Source organism: Burkholderia sp. MSh2, from assembly GCF_000731655.1.
GTDB lineage: Bacteria > Pseudomonadota > Gammaproteobacteria > Burkholderiales > Burkholderiaceae > Burkholderia > Burkholderia paludis.
The window spans coordinates 23,877-41,515 of the sequence record NZ_JPGM01000009.1; the positions used below are offsets into that span (position 1 = coordinate 23,877).

General features: G+C 69.3%; 17 protein-coding genes. 9 read left to right on the forward strand and 8 right to left on the reverse strand.

The window, feature by feature from the left end; all coding sequences use genetic code 11:
* Window positions 1-8: 8 nt before the first annotated feature.
* From GQ57_RS07445 to GQ57_RS07470, 6 genes are read left to right on the forward strand one after another with little or no spacing between them, the layout of a single operon-like run.
* Window positions 9-908 carry an ABC transporter permease gene (locus GQ57_RS07445; RefSeq protein ID WP_052001141.1) on the forward strand — a complete coding sequence of 300 codons (900 nt, stop codon included), beginning with the start codon at window positions 9-11 and terminating at the stop codon, window positions 906-908.
* Entirely contained in the window at window positions 905-1,702 is a 798-nt protein-coding gene (locus tag GQ57_RS07450; RefSeq protein WP_031398151.1) for an ABC transporter permease, read from the forward strand. Before GQ57_RS07445 ends, GQ57_RS07450 begins: the two co-directional genes overlap by 4 nt.
* Window positions 1,699-2,799 (forward strand): NAD(P)/FAD-dependent oxidoreductase, encoded by a 1,101-nt coding sequence (locus GQ57_RS07455; protein ID WP_034197515.1) that lies wholly within the window; start codon window positions 1,699-1,701, stop codon window positions 2,797-2,799. The genes GQ57_RS07450 and GQ57_RS07455 overlap by 4 nt, the downstream gene beginning before the upstream one ends.
* On the forward strand, window positions 2,777-3,085 hold the full coding sequence (locus tag GQ57_RS07460; protein ID WP_031398149.1) for a (2Fe-2S)-binding protein: 309 nt from the start codon (window positions 2,777-2,779) through the stop codon (window positions 3,083-3,085). Before GQ57_RS07455 ends, GQ57_RS07460 begins: the two co-directional genes overlap by 23 nt.
* Complete coding sequence (locus GQ57_RS07465) at window positions 3,082-4,515, forward strand: NAD(P)/FAD-dependent oxidoreductase (RefSeq protein ID WP_034197516.1); 1,434 nt, start codon at window positions 3,082-3,084, stop codon at window positions 4,513-4,515. Before GQ57_RS07460 ends, GQ57_RS07465 begins: the two co-directional genes overlap by 4 nt.
* Window positions 4,512-4,874, forward strand: a complete 363-nt coding sequence (locus GQ57_RS07470) for a RidA family protein (RefSeq protein ID WP_031398147.1) — start codon at window positions 4,512-4,514, stop codon at window positions 4,872-4,874. The genes GQ57_RS07465 and GQ57_RS07470 overlap by 4 nt, the downstream gene beginning before the upstream one ends.
* A gap of 288 nt (window positions 4,875-5,162) precedes the next feature.
* Here the strand turns inward: GQ57_RS07470 and GQ57_RS07475 are convergent, their stop codons facing one another.
* Both GQ57_RS07475 and GQ57_RS07480 read right to left on the reverse strand, forming a co-directional pair.
* Window positions 5,163-5,708 (reverse strand): AAA family ATPase, encoded by a 546-nt coding sequence (locus GQ57_RS07475; RefSeq protein WP_031398146.1) that lies wholly within the window; start codon window positions 5,706-5,708, stop codon window positions 5,163-5,165.
* Window positions 5,709-5,966: 258 nt separating this feature from the next.
* Window positions 5,967-6,647 (reverse strand): TetR/AcrR family transcriptional regulator, encoded by a 681-nt coding sequence (locus GQ57_RS07480; protein ID WP_031398145.1) that lies wholly within the window; start codon window positions 6,645-6,647, stop codon window positions 5,967-5,969.
* 53 nt (window positions 6,648-6,700) lie between these two features.
* Between GQ57_RS07480 and shc the strand changes: the two genes are divergently transcribed.
* The 3 genes from shc (at window position 6,701) to GQ57_RS07495 (ending at window position 10,297) form a co-directional block, all read left to right on the forward strand.
* Window positions 6,701-8,752 carry a squalene--hopene cyclase gene (gene shc, locus GQ57_RS07485; RefSeq protein ID WP_034197518.1) on the forward strand — a complete coding sequence of 684 codons (2,052 nt, stop codon included), beginning with the start codon at window positions 6,701-6,703 and terminating at the stop codon, window positions 8,750-8,752.
* A gap of 164 nt (window positions 8,753-8,916) precedes the next feature.
* Window positions 8,917-9,288, forward strand: a complete 372-nt coding sequence (locus GQ57_RS07490; RefSeq protein ID WP_052001143.1) for a cupin domain-containing protein — start codon at window positions 8,917-8,919, stop codon at window positions 9,286-9,288.
* A gap of 121 nt (window positions 9,289-9,409) precedes the next feature.
* On the forward strand, window positions 9,410-10,297 hold the full coding sequence (locus GQ57_RS07495) for a LysR substrate-binding domain-containing protein (protein WP_034197519.1): 888 nt from the start codon (window positions 9,410-9,412) through the stop codon (window positions 10,295-10,297).
* A 12-nt stretch (window positions 10,298-10,309) separates the two neighbouring features.
* Here GQ57_RS07495 and GQ57_RS07500 read toward each other — a convergent pair whose 3' ends face one another.
* From GQ57_RS07500 to GQ57_RS07525, 6 genes are all read right to left on the reverse strand, one after another.
* On the reverse strand, window positions 10,310-10,996 hold the full coding sequence (locus GQ57_RS07500; protein ID WP_034197520.1) for an HAD family hydrolase: 687 nt from the start codon (window positions 10,994-10,996) through the stop codon (window positions 10,310-10,312).
* 141 nt (window positions 10,997-11,137) lie between these two features.
* Complete coding sequence (locus GQ57_RS07505) at window positions 11,138-13,276, reverse strand: phosphocholine-specific phospholipase C (RefSeq protein WP_034197521.1); 2,139 nt, start codon at window positions 13,274-13,276, stop codon at window positions 11,138-11,140.
* Between the two features lie 37 nt (window positions 13,277-13,313).
* Complete coding sequence (locus tag GQ57_RS07510; protein WP_034197522.1) at window positions 13,314-13,574, reverse strand: hypothetical protein; 261 nt, start codon at window positions 13,572-13,574, stop codon at window positions 13,314-13,316.
* 12 nt (window positions 13,575-13,586) lie between these two features.
* A complete protein-coding gene (locus GQ57_RS07515; RefSeq protein ID WP_034197523.1) occupies window positions 13,587-15,704 on the reverse strand; it encodes a hypothetical protein in 2,118 nt (705 codons plus the stop codon).
* A 160-nt stretch (window positions 15,705-15,864) separates the two neighbouring features.
* Complete coding sequence (gene ampC / locus GQ57_RS07520; RefSeq protein WP_034197524.1) at window positions 15,865-17,034, reverse strand: class C beta-lactamase; 1,170 nt, start codon at window positions 17,032-17,034, stop codon at window positions 15,865-15,867.
* A gap of 242 nt (window positions 17,035-17,276) precedes the next feature.
* On the reverse strand, window positions 17,277-17,576 hold the full coding sequence (locus GQ57_RS07525; protein WP_152603213.1) for a hypothetical protein: 300 nt from the start codon (window positions 17,574-17,576) through the stop codon (window positions 17,277-17,279).
* Window positions 17,577-17,639: the final 63 nt, after the last annotated feature.

The following is a 17,639-nucleotide window of genomic DNA, read 5'->3' on the forward strand; positions in this document are numbered from 1 at the left end:
CCCGCCCCATGATCCCGCCGCTGCGACCGGATGCGAAGCGCCGCCGGCGGCCGGCCGGCCCGCTCCTCGTCGCGCCCGTCTCGCTGCTCTTCGCGTTGCTGCTCATCGTGCCGATGGCACTCGTCGGCATGCTGAGCCTGCAGGGCTTCGACGCGGCGTCGGGCGGCGTGCTCGACGTCTACTCCTGGCACAACTACGTGCAGATCGTCAGCGATCCGTATTATCACGGGATCTTCCTGCGCACGTTCGGGCTTGCGCTCAGCGTCACCGTCGGCACGATCGTGCTGGGTGTCCCCGAGGCGTACTTCATCTTCCGCATGTCGGCTCGCTGGCGGTCGTTCTTCCTGATCCTGACGCTGGGGCCGCTGTTCATTTCGGCCGTGGTGCGCACGCTCGGCTGGTCGATCCTGCTGGACGGTCAGGGCGTCGTCGCCCAGGTGCTGACCGGCCTGCACCTGGTCGATACGCCGCCGCAGATGCTGTTCACGTTTCCCGCGGTGGTGGTCGTGCTGGTGCACGCACTGGTTCCGTTGATGGTGCTGTCGGTCTGGACCTCGCTGCAAGGCCTCGATCCCCAGATCGCCAACGCGGCCGTGTCGCTCGGCGCGAGCCCGTTCACCGTATGGCGCCGCATCGTCCTGCCGCAGACCCTGCCCGGCGTCCTGTCCGGCAGCCTGATCGTGTTCGCGCTGACCGCGAGCGCGTTTGCAACGCCGGCGCTGATCGGCGGGCGACGCCTCAAGGTGGTCGCGACCGCCGCCTACGACGAGTTCCTGCACAGCATGAACTGGCCGGCAGGCGCCGCGATCGCGGTTTGCCTGCTCGTGCTCAATCTCGGCGTCGTCGCGCTCTACAGTCGCGTGATCGAGCGACGCGTCAAGCGCCGTCTTGGAGAGGCCACATCATGAACCGGAACGGTCCTTTCGCACTGGGCTTCCATACCCTCTTCACCGTGTTTCTGATCGCGCCGCTGGCGATCGTCTGCCTCGTCGCGTTCACGCCGGGCAATCTCCTCAGCGTGCCGACCGTGCACTTCTCGACGCGCTGGTTCCATGCACTCGTCAGCGATCCGGATTTCACCCAGGCGTTCGGGAACAGCCTGTGGCTCGCCACGCTCTCGGCCACGCTGGCGGCGATGCTCGGCGTACCGGCGGCGCTGGGCCTGACGCGCTACCGCTTCGCCGGCCGCGACGCGATCCAGTCGCTGCTGCTCTCGCCGCTGATGATTCCGCCTGTCGTGATCGGCGTCGCATTGCTGCAGCTGTTCACGCGCATCGGCGTCTCCGGGTCGTTCGTGTCGCTCGTAATGGCGCACGTGATGCTGGTGTTCCCGTATTGCCTGCGCCTCATCATGGCTTCGCTGGTCGTGACGACGCGGGATGCGGAACACGCCGCCATCTCGCTCGGCGCAAGCGCGTGGACCACCTTCCGGCGCATCACGCTGCCCGCGCTGGTGCCGGGCATCGCCGCCGGCTGGGTGCTGGGTTTCGCAAGCAGTTTCGACGAACTGACGGCGACCATCTTCATCGCGGCGCCGACCACGATCACGCTCCCGGTGCGCATCTACATGAGCATGACGGAGACCGTCGATCCGATGGTCGCGGCCGTCGCCACGGTCATCATGGCCGTCACGCTGGGCCTGATGTTCGCGCTCGACCGGCTCGTCGGGCTCGACAAGGTTCTTATGGGGAAACAGGGATGAAACAGGAATATGACTTCGCGATCGTCGGCGGCGGCCTGGTCGGCATGGCGATCGCCTACGGGCTCGCCAAGCGCGGCCAGAAGACGATCGTGCTCGACGGCGAGGATTCCAGCGTGCGTGCGGCGCGCGGAAACTTCGGCCTGATCTGGGTGTCCGGCAAGGGCCGGAAGCAGGTCGACTACGGTCGCTGGTCGCTCGAATCGGCGCTGCTGTGGCCGGCGTTCGCGGCGGAGCTCGAAGAGGCGTCCTCGCTCAGTCTCGGCTACTCCCGCGCGGGCGGCATCAACATCGCGATGACCGACGAAGCGCTGGCAGGCAGCGTGGATACGCTACGCCATATACACGCCCAGGACGCGCGCCTCACGTACGACGTCCTGGATCGCCGGCAGCTGGCGGAACGCATCCCGGAGATCGGCCCGAGCGTGGCCGGCGCGGTCTACTCGGAAAACGACGGCCACGTGAGCCCGCTCTATACGCTGCGGGCGCTGTTCCTCGCGTTCGAGCGGGCCGGCGGCGACTACGTGCCGGAGGCGCCCGCCCGCTCGATCGAGCGCGCGAACGGCGGCTTTCGCATCGATACCGGCAAGCGCACGGTCGAGGCCGGGCGCGTCGTCCTGTGCGCGGGCCTCGGCAACCGGGAACTCGCGCCCATGGTCGGGCTGAGCGCACCCGTCGTGCCGCTGCGCGGCCAGATCCTCGTGACCGAGCGCGTGCGCCCGTTCCTCAAGTATCCGACGCTCTCGGTGCGTCAGACGGCGGAGGGATCGCTCCTGCTCGGCGAATCCGCGGAGGACGTCGGCATGGACGACGGCGTCACGCCCGAGATCGTCGCGCACATCGCCCGCAAGGCCGTGACGCAGTTCCCGCTGCTGAAAGGGGTCCGCGTCGTGCGCGCATGGGGCGCCCTGCGCGTGATGACGGCGGACAGCATGCCCGTCTACGAGGAATCCGTCACGCACCCCGGTGCGTTCATCGCCACCTGCCACAGCGGCGTGACGCTCGCCGCCGCGCATTGCGAGTTGCTGGTCGGCTGGCTGCTCGGCGGTCAACGCCCTTCTCTTCTGGACTACTTCTATGCAAAACGATTCGCTGTTTAGTCAGATCGACGGCACCAGGCCGCGCACCGTGCGGATCGTCGTCGACGGGCGCGAGGTGGACGTGCCGGAATATGCCAGCGTGGCGGCCGCACTCCTGTACGCCGACGTCACGGTGTTCCGTCATACCCCGGTAGGCGCCGCGCCGCGCGCGCCGTATTGCATGATGGGCGTGTGCTTCGATTGCCTGGTCGAAATCGATGGCATGCCTAACCAACAGGCCTGCATGGTGCGCGTGCGCGACGGGATGATCGTCAAGGCCATGGCCGGCGCGAGGGCACTCGTATGACAATCGAAACTGTGGACCTCATCATCGTCGGCGCGGGCCCGGCCGGCATGGCATGTGCGCTCGACGCGACACGTGCGGGCCTCGGCGTGCTGGTACTCGACGAGAACCCGACGCCCGGCGGCCAAATTTATCGGAACGTCGGCTATTCGCCGCTGCCGGATTCGACGCTGCTCGGTGAAGACTATACCCAGGGCGCCGACCTCGTCGTGCGCTTCCTGCAATCCGGCGTGCGTTACTGGCCCGAAACCCTCGTGTGGCAGATCACGCGCACGCTGGAGATCAGCTTCACGCGGCGCGGCGCCACCACGGTAAGCGGGCAGATCCGTGCGAAAGCCGTGGTCATCGCCAACGGCGCCTACGAGCGGCCCTGCCCGGTCCCGGGCTGGACGCTGCCCGGCGTCATGGGCGTCGGGGCCGCGCAGACGCTTCTGAAGTCGTCGGCCATGCTGCCCGCCGGGCCGGTCGTGCTGGCGGGCAGCGGGCCGCTGATGTATCTGTTCGCGTGGCAGCTCATCCAGGCAAACCGGCCGCCGGCGGCGCTCCTCGATACGACGCCTGCCCGCAACTACTGGCGCGCGCTCGCGGACCTGCCCGGCGCGTTGCGTACGCCGGCGTACCTGCTGAAGGGCCGCCGCCTGCTGAGTGCGATCCGGCGCAGCGGCATTCTGCGGATTCGCCACGTGACGCAACTGTCCGTGGAAGGCGACGGCCGTGCGGAGTCGGTGCGATACACGGCGGGCGGACGCACGTCGACGCTCCCGGCGAACGTCGTCCTGCTGCATCAGGGCGTGGTGCCCAACGTGCAGCTCACGCGTTCGATCGGCTGCGAGCATCGCTGGGACGAAGCCCAGCTTTGCTGGCATCCGCGCACCGACGCATGGGGAGAGACCACGGTGCCCAACCTCTTCATTGCGGGCGATGGCGCCGGGATCCACGGCGCGCTCGCGGCCCGCACCGCGGGTGCGCTGACCGCGCTGACCGTGTGCCACCGGCTCGGCGCGCTGAGCCGCGATGCGCTCGACCGGCAAGCCGCCCCGCTGCGGCGGCATCTCGACCGGCACCGCGCCGTGCGTCCTTTCCTCGACACGTTGTACCGTCCGGCGGACGCCTTTCGCCGCCCGGCCGACGAGACGATCGTCTGCCGCTGCGAGGAAGTCAGCGCGGGCGAGATCCGGGCGATGGCCCGCCTCGGCTGTACCGGGCCCAACCAGAGCAAGTCGTTCTCCCGTTGCGGAATGGGGCCGTGCCAGGGTCGCCTGTGCGGCCTCACGGTCGCCGAACTGCTCGCCGAGGCGCACGCGAAGCCCGTGGCGGAAGTCGGCTACTACCGCATCCGGCCGCCCATCAAGCCGGTGAGTCTCGGCGATCTTGCCGCGTCTCACGTCCCCGATCCCGAAGCAGCCAAACCGACGGAGTTTGCACCCAAATGAATCACACCCCTATCGTCAGAACCGCAGGCAACGCACGCATGAGCAAGATGGTGCGCGCGGGCAATCTTCTGTTTCTCGCCGGACAGACGTCGTCGGGCGCACCGGATGCGCACACGATCGAGGAACAGGCCGCCGAGGCGCTCGGGCGCATCGACGCCTTGCTGGAGCAGGCGGGCAGCAGCCGGCAGCAGTTGCTGTCGGTCACGATCTACCTGAAGGACATGGCGCTGTTCGACCGCATGAATGCCGTCTGGCAGGGCTGGGTCGACCCGCACCACCTGCCGGCCCGCTGCACGGTGCAGGCCACGCTCGGGCTGCCGGAGTTGCTGGTGGAGTTCAGTGCGACGGCCGCGGTCTGACGCGTCGCGTGCTGCCCGGAGGCAAGGCGTCGGCCACGGTTGCCTTGCCTCCGCGTCGAACGACGTCCGCGCGACGGCGAACGGCTTCGTCGCCGCGCGCCGGGCGGAGCCGGCATGACACGCCGACCTGGCCGTGACGCATCGCACGGCCCCCGCCACACCACGCCACGCCACGTCACGTCACGCCATGCCACGCCGCGCCGCGGCGAAGCACCCTTCTCCCTGTCGACAACCTGCCGCAAAACCGGCCGGCGTCGAGCCACGCTTCGTTCGCCACGCCGTCGCACATCACGCAGACGGCCTGACGGAACCCGCTTCGTCATACGCGACGATGTTCAGTCCTTCCGCCGCATCCGGCGCGACGAAGTAGCGCGTGATCCGTTCGAACTCGGCGTCGGTCGCCTGGAACGGATGGTCTCCGCGCGCATTGCGCCGGTGCAGGCGCGCCTTGCAGACCGCATCGTCGACGTCGAGGTAATGCAGCCGGTGGTCGCAGCCGGCGGCCCGCGCCACGTCGAGCCCCCACGCGCGCGCGGCGACGGTGTTGAACGGAACGTCGAGCACCACCGACACGCCGGCCCGCAGCAGCGCGCGGACATGATCGGCAAGCACGTGCCTGACGCGCGCCGCGCAGCGGACATAGTCTTCGATCGACAGGATCTCGTCCGGATAGAGGTGGGCGAGCCAGACGTCCTCGCTGATCGGCACGCTCGGCCCGGCGCTCGCGAGCCGCGCGACGAGGGTCGATTTTCCGGATGCGATCTTGCCGCATACCATGTGGAGCAGCGCGGCATCGTTCGATGCCGCCGCGTGAAACGGCTTCCCGGTCTGCATGTTCAGGTTCTCCATGGCATGCCCGAAAAGCAAAAACCCGCCTTCCGGGCGGGTTTTGACGATATGCATCCTGTCGATCGCTACCCCGCCGGCACACTTGCGGCGTCAATAATCGGGCGGACAGGCGATCGGTTCATGCGTGCCAGCATAGCCAACGGCCGGATCGCGGGCAAGCGGATTCGGGCGGCGTCCGTCCGCCTGCCCGCTTGAGGCCGGCGCGCATTCCGGCCGCCGGCGACGGCGGGGCCGTGCCGTGCGTCATCCGCGCGCCGCGTTCCGGCTCATCGCGTCGAGTTGCCGGACGATCTCCGCACGCAATTCGGCCGGCATCTCGACGCTGTCGAGCAGCGTCGAAATCCACAGCCCGTCGGCCGCGAGCCGGCAGATCATCAGCGTCGCGGCCTGCTCGAGCGGCACCGGATCGGGGCGCGCCCATTCACGCATCGGCACCGACCAGCGCGCGCGCGTGTCCTGGTCGGTAATCATCGACGCGACCAGCACGCGCAGCACATCGGTACTCGCGGCCGGGTGCGACTCGTCGAGCACGGCGTGCACGTAGGCGCGCGCCGCCGCGCCGTCGCCGGCGGAATCCGCCGCCATCCGCGCGGCCATCTGCACGGCGAACCGCTCGGTGGCCTGCCCGAACAGCGCATCCAGCAGCCCCTGCTTGTTCGCGAAGTGGTACTGCAACGCGCCTTTCGTCACGCCGGCCCGCTCGGCCACCGCATCGAGCGTCAACGCGACCACGCCGTGATGCGTCGCGATGTCCGACGCGGCCGCCAGCAGCTGCGCGCGCACCTGGTCCGGCGCTTTTTTTCGCCGCACGCCGGCGGCGACAGCCGGCGCCGCCGCACCGTCAGACGCCCGTGCGGCGGCGGTTTCGGCCGGCCCGACAGGCGCGGACACATCGTGCGAAGCGGGTTCGAGGCGTTTTTTCATGATGCGGATGGTAGCACCCGGGCGTCTCGATATAAACATTCCGGCTGGATGGTATGATCCGCCGCATGAACAAACCCGCCCCCTCCTCCTGGTCCGCGCTCGACACCGCGATCGCCCGTGGACGCGACGCGCTCCTGCGTCTTCAGCAGCCCGACGGCAGCTGGTGTTTTGAACTCGAATCCGACGCGACGATCACCGCGGAATACATCCTGATGATGCATTTCATGGACAAGATCGACGACCTTCGCCAGGAGAGGATGGCGCGCTACCTGCGCGCCAACCAGCGGCTCGATACGCATGGCGGATGGGCGCTGTACGTCGACGGCGACCCGGACGTGTCGTGCAGCGTGAAGGCGTACTTCGCGCTGAAGGCGGCCGGCGACAGCGAACACGCCCCGCACATGGTCCGCGCGCGCGACGCGATCCTGAAGCTCGGCGGCGCGGCGCGCGCGAACGTGTTCACGCGCATCCTGCTCGCGACCTTCGGCCAGGTGCCGTGGCGCGCGGCGCCGTTCATGCCGATCGAATTCGTGCTGTTCCCGAAGTGGGTGCCGATCTCGATGTACAAGGTCGCATACTGGGCGCGGACGACGATGGTGCCGCTCCTGGTGCTGTGCTCGCTCAAGGCGCGCGCGCGCAATCCGCGCAACGTCTCGATCCGCGAGCTGTTCGTCACGGCGCCCGACGACGAGCGCCACTATTTCCCTCCGGCGCGCGGCATGCGCCGGCTGTTCCTCGCGCTCGACCGCACGGTTCGCCACATCGAGCCGCTGATGCCGAAGCGCCTGCGGCAGCGCGCGATCCGGCATGCGGAAGCCTGGTGCGCGGAGCGCATGAACGGCGAGGACGGGCTCGGCGGCATCTTCCCGCCGATCGTCTACAGCTACCAGATGATGGACGTGCTCCGCTACCCGGACGACCATCCGCTGCGGCGCGATTGCGAGAACGCGCTGGAAAAGCTGCTGGTCACGCGCCCGGACGGCAGCATGTATTGCCAGCCGTGCCTGTCGCCGGTGTGGGACACCGCGTGGAGCACGATGGCGCTCGAACAGGCGCGCGGCGTCGCCACGCCGCAGGCCGGCGAGCCGGACGACACGCTGCGCGACCTCGACGCCCGCATCGCGCGCGCGTACGACTGGCTGGCCGTGCGCCAGGTGAACGACCTGCGCGGCGACTGGATCGAGAACGCACCGGCGGAAACCGAGCCGGGCGGCTGGGCGTTCCAGTACGCGAATCCGTACTACCCCGACATCGACGACACCGCGGTCGTCACCGCGATGCTCGATCGCCGCGGCCGCACGCATCCCGACGCGCACGGCCGGAACCCGCATGCGCCGCGCGTCGCGCGCGCGCTCGACTGGATGCGCGGGCTGCAGTCGCGCAACGGCGGCTTCGCGGCGTTCGACGCCGACTGCGACCGCATGTACCTGAACGCGATCCCGTTCGCCGATCACGGCGCGTTGCTCGATCCGCCGACCGAAGACGTGTCGGGCCGCGTGCTGCTGTGCTTCGGCGTGACGAAACGCGCGGAAGAGCGCGCGTCGCTCGCGCGCTGCATCGACTACGTGAAGCGCACGCAGCAACCTGACGGCAGCTGGTGGGGCCGCTGGGGCACGAACTACATCTACGGCACGTGGAGCGTGCTGGCCGGCCTCGCGCTCGCCGGCGAGGACCGGTCGCAGCCGTACATCGCACGCGCGATCGACTGGCTGCGCGCGCGACAGCATGCGGACGGCGGCTGGGGCGAGACGAACGACAGTTATATCGACCCGCGGCTGGCCGGCACCAACGGCGGCGAGAGCACGTCGAACTTCACCGCGTGGGCGCTGCTCGCGCAGATGGCGTTCGGCGACTTCGAATCCGATTCGGTGAAGCGCGGCATCGCGTATCTGCAATCGGTGCAGCAGGACGACGGCTTCTGGTGGCACCGCTCGCACAACGCGCCGGGCTTCCCGCGCATCTTCTACCTGAAGTATCACGGCTATACCGCGTACTTCCCGCTGTGGGCGCTCGCGCGCTACCGGCGGCTCGCGGGCGCCGCGGCTTCGGCAGCGGCCGCGCGCGATGCCGAGGCCGTCGCGGCGACGGACGCAACGCTCGCCTGACCGGTCGCGCGGCGCTTCGCCGGGCCGGCATCGCCCGGCCCGGAATCGGGCTGCCCGGGGGCCGCCGGGTGCGCCGGCGCGTCGATCTGCGATGATGTCGGGCGCGGGATCGCGCGTCGCCGCCGGCGCGCCCCGTTCCCCCAACCCGACGAAGCAGGTCCATCATGATCGACGTTTCCTCCATCACCGATGCGTTCGCCCCGAGCGGCGAGCCGACGCAGTACCGCGTGTCGCCCGAGAAGCTGATTTCCGGCGATCCGCTGCACACGCTCACGCCGGGCTTCGCGAGCCCGTGCGGCCGTTTCTCGACCGGCATCTGGGAAAGCACGCCCGGCTGCTGGCACGTCGCGTACACCGAGGCGGAATACTGCGAGATCCTCGCAGGCATATCGGTGATCACCGACCTCGACGGAAACCGCAAGACCCTGCGCGCCGGCCACCGCTTCGTGATTCCGCCGGGCTTTCGCGGCACATGGGAAGTGGTCGAGCACACGCGGAAGATCTTCGTCGCATACGACGAGCAGCCGCCGGAGTAAGCGCCCCACGCCCGTTGCATGCGCAACAGTGCGCCCCAATTTGCCACGGCATTCCACGGCGATGACACGGCATTGACACACGCGGCCGGTAATTTCCGCTCGTCCCGTCCCGTGTGTCGCCATGCTTGCCCTGCTTCTCGCCGCCTTCTACGAAACCGCCCGCCAGGGAAGCGTGACCGCGGCCGCGAAGCGTCTCGACGTCAGCCAGCCGACGATCACGTCGCGCATCCAGCAACTCGAACGCCACTACGGCGTCGAGCTGTTCCATCGCCGCGGCAATCGTCTCGATCTCAGCGACGCCGGTGCGTCGCTGATGCCGATGATCGGCCAGATGCTGCAGATGGAGAACGACATCGATTTCGCGCTGCGCAACGAGCGCGAACTGCATACGGGCAACCTGCGCGTCGGCACGACCGGCCCGTTCTACATCCTGCCCGCGATCGCCGCGTTCCGGCGCCAGTATCCGGCCGTGAAGATCAGTGTCGAGATCGGCAACTCGCAGCAGGTGCTCGACGCGCTCGTCGATTTTCGCGTCGACGTCGCCGTGTCGTCGCAGCGCGACGACGATCCGCGTTTCGTCCGCCATACGATCGCGAACGATCCGCTCGTACTGGTCGTCCACCGTTCGCATCCGCTCGCCGCGCGCGCGTCGGTCGCGCTCGCCGCGCTGGCCGGCGAGACGCTGCTGCTGCGCGAGGCCGGCTCGCGCACGCGCGCGCTGATGGAACACGTGCTGCGGCACGCAGGCATCCACGTACCGGCGAGCGCGATCGAGCTCGGCAGCCGCGAGGCGATCCGCGAGGCGGTGCAGCACGACATGGGCTGCACGCTGATGCCGCGCGGCGAGGTCGGCCTGCATCCCGAGCTGCGCGCGGTCCCGCTCGCCGACGACATGCCGCCGATGCACGAATACCTCTACTACCTCGACGCGCGCGCCGGGACGCGGCTGATCGCCGCGTTCATGGCCAACGTCGGGGGCCGCGACGCGCGCATGCCGGCGCACGCCTGACGACGCCCGCGCTCAGGCCGTCTCGAACAGCTCCACGATCCGCCAGCCGCGCTGCAGCGCCACCGCCCGCAACCGCTCGTCCGGATTCGTCGCGACCGCATCGGTCACCGTCTCGAGCAGCGGCACGTCGTTGTGCGAATCGCTGTAGAACCAGCTGCGTTCGAAGTCCGACCATGCAAGGCCGAGCGATGCGAGCCACGCGTCGGTGCGCACGATCTTCCCCTCCCGATAGCTCGGCACGCCGCATGGACGCCCCGTATAGCGCGACTCGGGGTGCCCGTCGACGGTCTCGGGTTCGCACGCGATCAGCGCGTCGATGCCGAACGCGCGCGCGATCGGCCGCGTGATGAACGCATTCGTCGCGGTCACGACGCAGCACAGGTCGCCGCGGGCGCGATGATGGCGCACGAGGTCGAGCGCGGCCGGCGCAATCGCGGGCCGCACGACGTCGGCCATGAAGCACGCGCGCCAGTGCGCGAGCCGCTCCCGCGAAAAGCGGGCGAGCGGCGCGAGCATGTCGCGCAGATGCGCGTGGATATCGAGCGTGCCGGCCGCGTAGCCGGCCGAAAAGGCCGCGTCGATGCGGGCGAATTCGGCCGCGTCGACAAGGCCGTGTTCGACCATGAAACGGCCCCAGGCCTGGTCGCTGTCGAACGGAATGAGGGTGAAGTCGAGATCGAAAAGCGCGAGTTGCGTCATCGAATGAAGCGTCGTGTGATCGGGGAGGAATGAAAAACGCGCGGCCCCGCCGATGCGAGGCCGCGCACCAAGGCCGCCGGCGCGGGTCGTGCGCGCCGGCGGCTACCGGGGATGCGACGCCGGCCGCCCGGCCGGCGCCTGTCAGCCGGACACGCCCATCGCCGGATCGCTGATGCCGTCCTTGCCGGTTTCGACGCGGCCCGCGAAGCGGCGCACGAGACCGTTCTCGGCCGACAGCGTGAAGTCGTACCAGCCGCTCGACGCGGCGAGCGTCCAGTACGGCTCGACCTGCATCCCGGCCGGCACCGCGTAGCCCCACGGGCCGTCGGTGCGGTACGCGTTCGACGTGACCGTGACCTGGCTCGCCGCGTTGCCGACGTTCATGATCGTCAGGTACACGGCGTCGTTCGCCGGGTCGTAGCAGACGCGGATTTCCGGCGCCGGGCCGCTCGCGGCCTTCGCGACGTTGCCCTGGAATTCGCGCAGGAAGCCGTTCGGCCCGAGCACCCACAGGTCGTAGTTGCCCGCATCGTCGGCCACCACCGTCCACGAATCCGACAGTTGCTTGCCTGCTTCGACGGTATAGCGGCGCGGCATGCGATCGAGATGCAGCTTGTCGTACACGTGGAACACCGCGCCGACCGAGCCCGTGTTGCTGAACGTGAGCCACAGCAGCCCGCCCGACACGTCGGCGTTCGCGCTCGCATGCAGTTCGTACGGCAGCGCGCGCGACGGCCGCGTGCCCTGCGGCTGCACCGGCATCTGCTGTGCGCCGACCGACGGCACGGGCACCGCGCCCTGCAGGCTCTGCTGCAGATGCTGCGCGTCGGCCGCGGCCTTGGTCGGCGCCGGCAGCGACGTCGTCGGGTTGCCGTTGGGGTTCCTGAAGTTGAACGCCGAGGTCATGTCGCCGCACACCGCGCGGCGCCACGGGCTGATGTTCGGCTCCTGCACGCCGAAGCGCTGCTCGAGAAAGCGCAGCACCGACGTATGGTCGAACACTTCCGAGTTGACCCAGCCGCCCGTGCTCCACGGCGACACGACGAACATCGGCACGCGCGGGCCGGGCCCGTACGGGCGGCCGTCCGGCGCGAGCGGCGACGAATCGCCGGGCGGGTTCGGCAGCGTGAAGTACTCGTACTGCGTGGTCACGGTCGACTTGCCCGCATACGTGCCGTCCGTGTTGCGCGACGGCGGGTTCGGCGGCGGCATGTGATCGAAGAAGCCGTCGTTCTCGTCGTAGTTCACGAACAGCACGGTCTTGCTCCACACGTCCGGGTTCGCGGTCAGCGTGTCGAGCAGGCGCTGCAGGTAGTACGCGCCCTGCCCCGGCGTCGACGCGCCGGGATGCTCGCAGTACGCGGTGGGCGACACGATCCAGCTCACCTGCGGCATCCGGTTCGCCGCGATGTCGTCGGCGAGCGACTGCAGGAACCCGCCGTCGGGCATCGTGTTGCCGATCCCCTTGTACAGCGGCGACAGCGCTTCCATCGCGGGCGTGTACGGCGCGTTCGGCGAGCCGGGCACCGTCTCGTTGACCTTGCGGAACGTCGCGAAGCCGGCGAGCGGGTTGTCGGTGTAGTTGTCCGGCATGTTCTGGTAGACCTTCCAGCTCACGCCGGATGCCTGCAGGCGCTCCGGGTAGGTCGTCCACGTGAGGCCCGTCTTCGACGAAGCGAGCCCGTCCCAGCCGTCGTTGTTCACGACGGCCGTGTTCGAACCCGTCGGGCCGTTCGTGCCGGTCCACAGGAAGATCCGGTTGGAGTTCGTGCCGCCGTGCAGCGAGCAGTGGTACGCGTCGCACACGGTGAACGCGTTCGCGAGCGCGAAGTGGAACGGCAGGTCCGACTGGCGCAGGTAGCCCATCGACGCGTCGCCCTTCGACGCGGGCCACGCGGTCATCCGGCCGTTGTCCCACGCCGAATGCGAATCGGTCCACGAGTGCGCGCCGCCGACCAGCAGCGCATTGCCCTTCGTGCTGTCGAGGTAGAACGGCAGCACCGGGCGCTTGCCGTCGTTCTGCAGCCAGACCGGCGCGCCGCCCGGCTGCGGGATCGTCAGACGGTCGCCGAAGCCGCGCACGCCGGGCATCGTGCCGAAGTAGTGGTCGAACGAGCGGTTTTCCTGCATGAAGATCACGACGTGCTGCACGTCGTTGATCGTGCCGGTCTGGTTGTTGGCGGGAATCGCGAGCGCGCGCCGGATCGCCGGCGGGAACATCGAGAGGGCCGTGCCGGCGGCGGCGGCACGGAGAAACGAACGGCGGTCGATGGAAGTCATGATCGAGAAGGAAGGTCGTCCCGGAAAGGCGCGCGCGTCACGGCGCGCAGCGCAGCTGCGAATTCAGCGACGGCGATTGCAGCGCGGCCGTACCCGATGCGGGGCACGGGCCGGCGCCCGGCATCGCGACGATCGGCACGGGCGCGCTCGCGCCGCCCGCGCCGGCCGGCGCGGCGTTCGCCTTCGCGGCGCTCGCGGCCGCGCCGCCCGAATCGTCGCCGCCGCATCCGACGACCAGCGCGCTCAGCACGCAGGCGGCGAGCGCGACGCGCACGCGGCGCAGGTGAATCGTGTTCATGTCGGCACTCCGTCAGTGAAGGATCGTCGACAGCGGCTTGCCCGAGCCCGCGACCGACTGCAATTCGGTTTCGGTGACGACGCGGTTCCACATCGCGACGTCGGAGAAGCTTTCCACGTTCGGCTTGACCGTCGTGCACGCGTTCACCGTATAGCCGCCGCTGTAGTGGCTGGCCGGATAGCCGCACGCGAGCATGTGGTACTGGCCGGTGCCGTCCTCGTTCACGCCGAAGGTCTTCGTGCCGAGGCCCGGCAGCGCGGCCACCGACACCGTGAGCGGCGTGCTCTGCTTCTGCTCGCCGAGCACCGGGTCGAACGTGTAGGCCGTCATCGTCTTGCCGACGGTGTCGATCACGAACGCCGCGTACACCCACTGGTTCGCGGTCACGTTCATCGTCTTCAGGTCGTTGCGGTTGGAGCCGTCGCCCGCGTTGTACTGGATGTTGCAGGTGCCCGACGGCGCGCCCGACGCCTGCGGGAACAGCCCGATCGCGATGCCCGCGTTCTTGCCGCTCTGCCAGTTCTTGTTCGCGAACACCGGCGTGCCGAAGCCGACCACGTCGGTACATGGGGTCTTCACCCACATGCCGATCGTGAACTGCGCCTGCGTCGCGATATCGGTGTTCTGCACGATCCTGTAGCCGTCGTAGCCGTTCGTGTCGACGATCTGCGTCGTCACCTGCAGCCCCTGTCCGCCGAACGGATCGGCGCTCAGCGACCCGCCGTTCGCGGCGGCCGAGAACGGGCCCATCGTGCCGGCGTTCAGCGCATCGACGGCCGGCAGCGCGCCGAACGGATAATACGACGCGAGGCCGTTCTTCAGCGACGTTGCGAGCGGGGGCGGCGGGGGCGGCGGCGGCACGTACGCGATCCGCGCGATGCTGCCGAGCGGCGCGCCGCCGGCCGTCACCACGTAGTCGAAGCTGTAGGTGCCGGCCGCGCTCAGGCCGAGATTGCTGTCGGTGTAGGTCGTCGTGCCGGCGGGCAGCGTCGCGATCTGCTGGCCCGCGCGGTACACCGCGATCGCGCCGCTCGCGGGCGCGGCCCACGTCAGCACCACGCTGTGGCCGTCGGCGCTGGCCGCACCGGCGAGCTGCGACACCGGTTGCGCGCCGATCAGCTCGCCGCCGTCCATTTCATATGCGGCCGGCGCGGGCAGCGCGCCGAACTGCGCGAGCACGGTCGGCGCGATGTCCGCGATGCTGGCCCGCGTGTGCAGGTCGGCCAGCGACGCCGGCTGCGCGGCGCTGCCCAGCCGCCCGTTGTCGGCCTGGTTCATCGCGACGAAGGTCGTCGATTCGGACAGCAGCGGCAGCCCGTCGCTGCCGCCCGCCGCATTCAGGCCGTGGCCGCCGGTGACGACGACCAGCCAGTTCTCCTTGCCGCGCTTCGCGGTCTCGGCCACCAGCGCGCCGACCGCCGCGTCGAGCTGCCGCAGCGTGTTCGCGTATGCGGATGCGCCGAGGCCGTAGTTCAGCGCCGCGTCCTGCGCCGAGTGGTATTGCGCGACGACGAGCGAATAGCCCTGCTGGATCATCGCGGTGCTTTGCTGCGTGACGCAGTTGTCGACTGCCGCGCAGTTCGCGAGCGTGTCGAGCGAGCCCGCGTTGCGTCCGGCGGCCAGCAGCGACGCGAGCGCCGGCGACCCGACGGCCGCGCCGAGCAGGCCCGCCTTCGCGGTCTTCAGCGCATCGAACGCGGTCGGCGCCTGCAGCGCCTGGTTCGGCGCGTCGGACAGCACCTGGTGACGGTTGCCCCAGGCGCCGGTGAGCAGCGTGGCCCAGCTCGGCGTGTCGAGGTTCGGCTGTTGCGACGGCAGGCCGTTGACACCGCCGCTATACGCGGGCGCGACGTGCAGCTTCGCGAGGTTCGGCAGCGTGCCGCCGGCGATGCCGGCGGTCAGCGCCGCGTAGGTCACGCCGTCGAGCTCGATCACGAGCGCACGATTCGCGGCCGGCTGGCCCGGCGGCGTGCCGCCGTTGCCATTGCCGCTACCGTTGTCGGTGCCGTCCGCCGCGGTCGCCGGCGAGCCCCCGGCGCCGCCCGTGCCGTCCATGTTGCCGCCGCACGCGCCGAGCGCGCCGACCAAGGTCAGCCCGCACAGCAGCCGCGCGAGAGTTGTCTTCCTCATGTTTCCCCCTGACTGGAATGTCCGGACACGCCCGGAAATCTGCCCGGATTCTGCTCAGGGGATGCGATGCGCGTATTTCGTTTTGCAGAAGCACGCCGATACCGCTATCAGCTTTTTTGGGTAGAGCCGGCCGCGCGGCACGGCCGGCCCGCCGCGCGCGCTAGCGCTGGCCGTCGAGCGACCCGAGGATGCCGTAGGCGGCCTTCACGCGATCCTCGATCGGAAAGCTGCGGTTCGCGAGCATCACGATCGCGATCCGCTTCGAGGGGACGAACGCGACATAGGTGCTGAAGCCGCTGGTCGAGCCCGTCTTGTTGATCCACGTATCGGCGCGCGGCGCGAGCGGCGGCTTGATCGCGCTGGCCGGCACCGCGTCGTACAGCATCTTCGGCGCGTTGCCGTCGAGCAGCGTCGGCAGCGCGACCGGATACGGATACTGTTCCCAGATCAGGTCCTGCGTCAGCGGCCCCGCACGGAAATAGCCGGTGTGCGTGCGTTCGAGCGCGCGCTGCAGGCGCGGCGCGGTGCCGACCAGCCCCATGTTCGCCTGCACGAAGCGCAGCAGGTCGGCCGCCGTGGTCCGCACGCCGTACGCCGGCTGCCACAGCATGCCGGCCGTCATCCGGATCGGCTTGCCGTCCTTCGTATAGCCCTGCGCGTAGTCGGCCTGGGCCGCGGCGGGCACGTTGATGTACGTGTGCGTCATGCCGAGCGACGGAAACAGCCGCTGCTCCATCAGCGTCGCGAAATCCTTGTGCATCGCCTTCGCGGTGAGCCACCCGAGCATCCCGATCGCGACGTTCGAGTACGTGCGGTACGTGCCCGGCGCATACGCGGGCCGCCACGCGTCGAGATAGCGGATCAGGCTCGCGTCGTCGTGAATGCTGTCCGGCACCTGCAGCGGCATCCCGCCGGGCGTGTGGGTGCCGAGATTGAGCAGCGTCAGGACGCCGAACGGCTTGCCCTGCAGCGCGGGCAGGTATTTCGCGGCGGGGTCCGCGAGCGACAGTTCGCCGCCCTCCTGCCCGTCGGCCGCGAGGGTCGCGGTCAGCGTCTTGCTGACGGAGCCGATTTCGAACAGCGTGTCGCCGTCGACCGGCTTGCCGGTTTGCGTCGACATCACGCCATAGTCGAACACGTACGGCTTGCCGTCGGCGACGACGCCGATCGCCATGCCGGGAATCGCGAACTGCTTCATCAGCGGCGCGATGTGGCGGGTCACGGTGTCGTGGAGATCGTCCTGCGTGGCGGCGGCCGCGCGGCCGGCCGTGGCGGCGGCGCACGCGGCGACCAGCAGGGTCGCGGCGAAGCGTGTCGCGTTGAATCGCATGGTTGCGGTTCCTTTGATTTCTGATGGTTGCGTGAACAACAGATCCGGCCGCACCGCGCAACGATCACGGCGACCGGCCTGTCGAGGCAGGACTATCTCCTGCCGGCCGTCCGCCAACAATCGACGATATGTTGCGCGAGCCTAAAGAAAAACTTATGAGGTGTGCGCAAGGCCGCGTTGCGCCGGCGCAATCCGCCGCCCCTGGGCCGGACGGCCGGCCATGCCGCTTGTTTCAACCGCGTTCAATCAGCGGCGCGAATCAAGCGATAACGAAAATCGCCAGGAAAAGCGATCGGCCCCGGCACATCCGCATGCGTCGACATGTCGCGCGATTGCTTCACCCGCGCATCTCGCAGTAGACTCGCGAAACCAGAAAAACAAGCGCCATCCCGAGAGAAATAATGAATCGCCATTCGCTGATCGCCCGCTCCCGCATCATGGGCCGCCGCCTGGTCGCGTAATTCGACGCATCGACCGTCCCGCATCGGGAATACGCGACGAAGCCGCGCACCGCCGGCGCGCACGTCCGCCGTTTCATCCATGAGCCGAAAGAACTTTCAGGGTCCCGCGCACACCGCCCGCGCACGCCCTGCCTGACCGGAGAG

Coding starts and splice junctions, on each gene's coding strand:
- GQ57_RS07515 (WP_034197523.1), bottom strand. CDS start 15,704: ATGAGGAAGACAACTCTCGCGCGGCTGCTGTGCGGGCTGACCTTGGTC.
- GQ57_RS07450 (WP_031398151.1), top strand. CDS start 905: ATGAACCGGAACGGTCCTTTCGCACTGGGCTTCCATACCCTCTTCACC.
- GQ57_RS07455 (WP_034197515.1), top strand. CDS start 1,699: ATGAAACAGGAATATGACTTCGCGATCGTCGGCGGCGGCCTGGTCGGC.
- GQ57_RS07460 (WP_031398149.1), top strand. CDS start 2,777: ATGCAAAACGATTCGCTGTTTAGTCAGATCGACGGCACCAGGCCGCGC.
- GQ57_RS07525 (WP_152603213.1), bottom strand. CDS start 17,576: ATGGATGAAACGGCGGACGTGCGCGCCGGCGGTGCGCGGCTTCGTCGC.
- GQ57_RS07480 (WP_031398145.1), bottom strand. CDS start 6,647: ATGAAAAAACGCCTCGAACCCGCTTCGCACGATGTGTCCGCGCCTGTC.
- shc (WP_034197518.1), top strand. CDS start 6,701: ATGATCCGCCGCATGAACAAACCCGCCCCCTCCTCCTGGTCCGCGCTC.
- GQ57_RS07510 (WP_034197522.1), bottom strand. CDS start 13,574: ATGAACACGATTCACCTGCGCCGCGTGCGCGTCGCGCTCGCCGCCTGC.
- GQ57_RS07500 (WP_034197520.1), bottom strand. CDS start 10,996: ATGACGCAACTCGCGCTTTTCGATCTCGACTTCACCCTCATTCCGTTC.
- GQ57_RS07470 (WP_031398147.1), top strand. CDS start 4,512: ATGAATCACACCCCTATCGTCAGAACCGCAGGCAACGCACGCATGAGC.
- GQ57_RS07490 (WP_052001143.1), top strand. CDS start 8,917: ATGATCGACGTTTCCTCCATCACCGATGCGTTCGCCCCGAGCGGCGAG.
- GQ57_RS07495 (WP_034197519.1), top strand. CDS start 9,410: ATGCTTGCCCTGCTTCTCGCCGCCTTCTACGAAACCGCCCGCCAGGGA.
- GQ57_RS07465 (WP_034197516.1), top strand. CDS start 3,082: ATGACAATCGAAACTGTGGACCTCATCATCGTCGGCGCGGGCCCGGCC.
- GQ57_RS07475 (WP_031398146.1), bottom strand. CDS start 5,708: ATGCAGACCGGGAAGCCGTTTCACGCGGCGGCATCGAACGATGCCGCG.
- GQ57_RS07445 (WP_052001141.1), top strand. CDS start 9: ATGATCCCGCCGCTGCGACCGGATGCGAAGCGCCGCCGGCGGCCGGCC.
- GQ57_RS07505 (WP_034197521.1), bottom strand. CDS start 13,276: ATGACTTCCATCGACCGCCGTTCGTTTCTCCGTGCCGCCGCCGCCGGC.
- ampC (WP_034197524.1), bottom strand. CDS start 17,034: ATGCGATTCAACGCGACACGCTTCGCCGCGACCCTGCTGGTCGCCGCG.